Here is a 3,723-nt window from a genome sequence, read left to right as displayed (position 1 = left end):
GTCGTGCACGACGCCGACCGGCATCCCCGCCGCGCGGGCCGCCGCGGTGACGGCGTCGAGCTGCTCGTCGCACAGCTGTTGCAGCCAGGCGTAAAAGGTGACCCGGTCGGCGAGCTGCCGACGCTGCTCGGCGACCGCCGGGGCGTCCGGGTGGCGCAGCTGCGCCGGCCAGGCCCGCCAGTCGTTGCCGTGCCGCTCGGCGAGCGCGCACCAGGTGGCGAAGCTGGTCAGTGCCGGGTCCGCGGTGAGGTCCACCGGCCGGGCGTGAGGGTGCAGCAACTCCAGGGCGTGCCGCTTGGCGGACCACACCTCGTCGTAGTCGATCAGAGGTCCCCGGTCGGGGCGCAACGCGTCGACCACCGCACGGGTCGCCGGGTCCGCCGCGCGGTACGCGGCGGTGTCGCTGACCCGCAGGTACAGCGGGTTGACGAAGCGTCGGCTGGCGGGCGAATACGGTGAGGTGGCCACCGGGTGCGCCGGCCCCACCGCGTGCAGCGGGTTGAGCAGCACCAGCCCCGCCCCGGTCGCCCCGGCCCACTCGGTGAAGTCGGCGAGGTCACCGAGATCGCCCATGCCCCAGGAGCGCTCCGAATTGAGCGCGTAGAGCTGAAGCATCCAGCCCCAGGCCCGGGGTGGCACCGGGAGCCGGCGCGGCACCACCACCACTGTGACCTCCCGGTCGGCGCAGGCCAGCCGGTGCCAACCCAGCGGCAGGTTGGCCGGCAACTCACCGTCGACCGCCCGCCGACCACCGTCCTCCAGGGTGAGCACCCCCGGGCCGGGCAGCGCCCGGCTGCGGCCGTGGGTGAGCACGACCGTCTCCGGCAGGGCGCCCCGGTCGACAGCGCGGACGGCGGCGAGGGCGTCGGCGATCGCCGCCGGGCTGGTGGCGTCCACGCCGAGCAGCCCCAGCACACCCACCACGGTCTCCGGTGCGACCTCGACGCGGCGGTGCCGCCAATCCTCGTACCAGGTGGAAACACCGTGCGCGTTGGCCAGCGCGGCCAATCGTCGGTTCATCCCCATCCCCCGCCCCGAAACGTGACCTGCAACCACCCTCCCACCCCCGCGCCCCACCCGCTCACCGGCAGCGCCGATCTTGCACTTTCTGTCCCGACATAAGGGGCGTTCGACCTATGTCGACAACAGTTACTGCAAGATCGGCGCTAGCTGGCTAGCTGGCTAGCTGGCTAGTCGGCGAGCGCGCCGGCGGCCCGGCCCTCGTGCAGGGTCAGGTTGCGGCCGTTGGTCGGGTCGAACAGGTGGATCTTCTCCAGGTTGAACCAGACCCGCCGCGTCTGCCCCTCGGCGACCGGGGACTCGGCGGACAGCCGGGTCACCAGGTTGCCGCCGGCACCGGCGAAGTCGGCGGCGCCCGCGTCGGCGGCCAACTCCTCCAACTCGGCGGCGCTGGCCTTCTCACCCTCGACGGTGAAGTAGACGTACTTGTCCGAGCCCATCGACTCGACGATGTCCACCGGCGCCTCGAACTCCATGCCCCGCCGACGCGTGTCGTCGTCGACCAGTTCGGCGTCCTCGAAGTGCTCCGGCCGGATGCCGAGGATCAGCTCACGGGGCGCGTCGGCCGCCTCCAACTCCCGGCGAACACGGTCGCCGAGCGGCACCTGCCCCAGGGCGGTGTGGAGCTCGCCGTCCTGCACGGCGGCGTGCAGGAAGTTCATCGACGGTGAGCCGATGAAGCCGGCCACAAAGAGGTTGCGGGGGTGGTCGTACAGCTCCTGCGGTGGCCCGACCTGCTGTACCGCGCCACCCCGCATGATCACCACGCGGTCGCCGAGGGTCATCGCCTCGGTCTGGTCGTGGGTGACGTAGACGGTGGTGGTGCCGAGCTGCTTCTGCAGGCGGGACACCACCGTGCGCATCTGCACCCGCAGCTTGGCGTCGAGGTTGGACAACGGTTCGTCCATCAGGAACGCCTTCGGCTGGCGGACGATGGCGCGGCCCATCGCCACCCGCTGGCGCTGACCACCGGAGAGGTTGGCCGGCTTGCGGTCCAGCAGCGAGGTCAGCTCCAGCACCTTCGCCGCTTCGTCGACCTTCTGGTTGATGGTCTCCTTGTCCAGCTTCGCCAGCCGCAGCGGGAACGCCATGTTCTCCCGCACCGTCATGTTCGGGTAGAGCGCGTACGACTGGAACACCATGGCGATGTCCCGGTCCCGGGGAGCCTTGTCGTTGACCCGCTGCCCGCCGATGCGCAGCTCACCGGAGCTGATGTCCTCCAGCCCGGCGATCATGTTGAGGGTGGTGGACTTCCCGCAGCCGGACGGCCCGACCAGGATCACGAACTCGCCGTCGGCGATCTCCAGGTCGACGTCCTGCACGGCGACGGTCCCGTCCGGGAAGCTCTTGCTCACCTTGTCCAGCACGATGTCAGCCATGACTTTCCACCTATCCCTTGACTGCGCCGGAGGTCAGACCGGACACGATGCGACGCTGGAAGAAGAGGACGAACAGGATGATCGGTACGGTGATCACCACTGCGGCGGCGCAGATCGCCCCGGTGGGGTCCTCGAACTGCGACTCGCCGGTGAAAAACGACAGCGCGACCGGCACCGTACGGGCACGTTCGGTGGAGGTCAGCGTGATGGCGAACAGGAAGTCGTTCCAGCAGAAGATGAAGACCAGGATCGCCGTGGTGAACAACCCGGGCGCGGCCAGCGGCGCGATCACCCGCCGGAACGCCTGCCCCTGGGTGGCGCCGTCCATCTTCGCGGCCTTCTCCAGGTCCCAGGGGATCTGCTTGAAGAACGCCGACAGCGTGTAGATCGCCAGCGGCAGCGCGAAGGTGATGTACGGCAGGATCAGCCCGGGCCAGGTGTCGAACAGGCCCAGCTGCCGCTCGATCTCGAACAGCGGCGACACCAGTGACACCTGCGGGAACATCGCGATCAGCAGGGAGACGCCGACCAGCAGCTTCTTGCCGGGGAAGTCCAACCGGCTGATCGCGTACGCGGCCATCGCACCGAGCACCACAGCGATCAGCGTGGCGATCAACGCGATGCCGATCGAGTTGATCAGTGCCCGGACGAACTGGTCGGTGTCGAAGATGGTCCGGTAGTTGTCGAGCGTCCATTCCCGGGGGATGAAGTTCCCGTCGGTGAGGGTGGCCGGCGTCTTGAACGACAGCGACGCGATCCACAGCACCGGGACCAGCGCGAAGACGACCACGAGGACGTCGAGCAGACCCCAGCGCAGCTTCGCCCGGGTGGTGGTTTCGACAGCCATGTCAGCGCCTCTCTCCGTCGTCGCTACCCGGGGCAGCGGTGCCGAACAGCTTCACGAAGACGAACGCGATGATCGCCACGGTGATGAAGATCAGCACCGACATCGTCGAGCCGATGCCGAGGTTGAGGCCCCGGATCAGGTTGTTGTAGGCGAGCATCGACACCGACGACGTCTCGTTGCCTCCGGCGGTCAACACGAAGATGTTGTCGAAGACCCGGAACGCGTCCAGGGTGCGGAACAGCAACGCGACAAGGATCGCCGGCTTCATCACCGGCAGCATCACCTTGGTGAACTTCTGCCAGGCGGTCGCGCCGTCGGTGGAGGCCGCCTTGAGCAGGTCCTCCGGCACCAGCGCCAACCCGGCCATCAGCAGCAGCGCCATGAACGGGGTGGTCTTCCAGATCTCCGCGAGCATGATGATCGCCAGCGAGCTGGCCCGCTCGGTCAGCGGCGCTCCGTCGCTGAACAGGTTGGCCA

General features: G+C 68.8%; 4 protein-coding genes. All 4 read right to left on the bottom strand.

All coding sequences use genetic code 11. The features are described from left to right. The coding region (locus KBX53_RS25770; protein ID WP_210862113.1) for a 4-alpha-glucanotransferase at window positions 1-1,020 on the bottom strand (1,020 nt) is incomplete at its 3' end. Window positions 1,021-1,190: 170 nt separating this feature from the next. Then, window positions 1,191-2,399, bottom strand: a complete 1,209-nt coding sequence (locus tag KBX53_RS25765; RefSeq protein WP_030328684.1) for an ABC transporter ATP-binding protein — start codon at window positions 2,397-2,399, stop codon at window positions 1,191-1,193. A 10-nt stretch (window positions 2,400-2,409) separates the two neighbouring features. Next, complete coding sequence (locus tag KBX53_RS25760) at window positions 2,410-3,246, bottom strand: carbohydrate ABC transporter permease (RefSeq protein ID WP_030328686.1); 837 nt, start codon at window positions 3,244-3,246, stop codon at window positions 2,410-2,412. Between the two features lies 1 nt (window position 3,247). After that, window positions 3,248-3,723 (bottom strand): carbohydrate ABC transporter permease (locus KBX53_RS25755; protein WP_210862111.1); only part of this gene is annotated, 476 nt, incomplete at its 5' end.

The organism is Micromonospora sp. M51 (assembly GCF_018070305.1).
GTDB lineage: Bacteria > Actinomycetota > Actinomycetes > Mycobacteriales > Micromonosporaceae > Micromonospora > Micromonospora parva.
Note: the sequence above shows the minus strand (reverse complement) of the source record. Positions and strands in the feature narration are given on the sequence as shown.

Excerpts from the sequence above, each read along its gene's own strand:
- KBX53_RS25765 (WP_030328684.1), bottom strand. The coding sequence starts at position 2,399 with ATGGCTGACATCGTGCTGGACAAGGTGAGCAAGAGCTTCCCGGACGGG.
- KBX53_RS25760 (WP_030328686.1), bottom strand. The coding sequence starts at position 3,246 with ATGGCTGTCGAAACCACCACCCGGGCGAAGCTGCGCTGGGGTCTGCTC.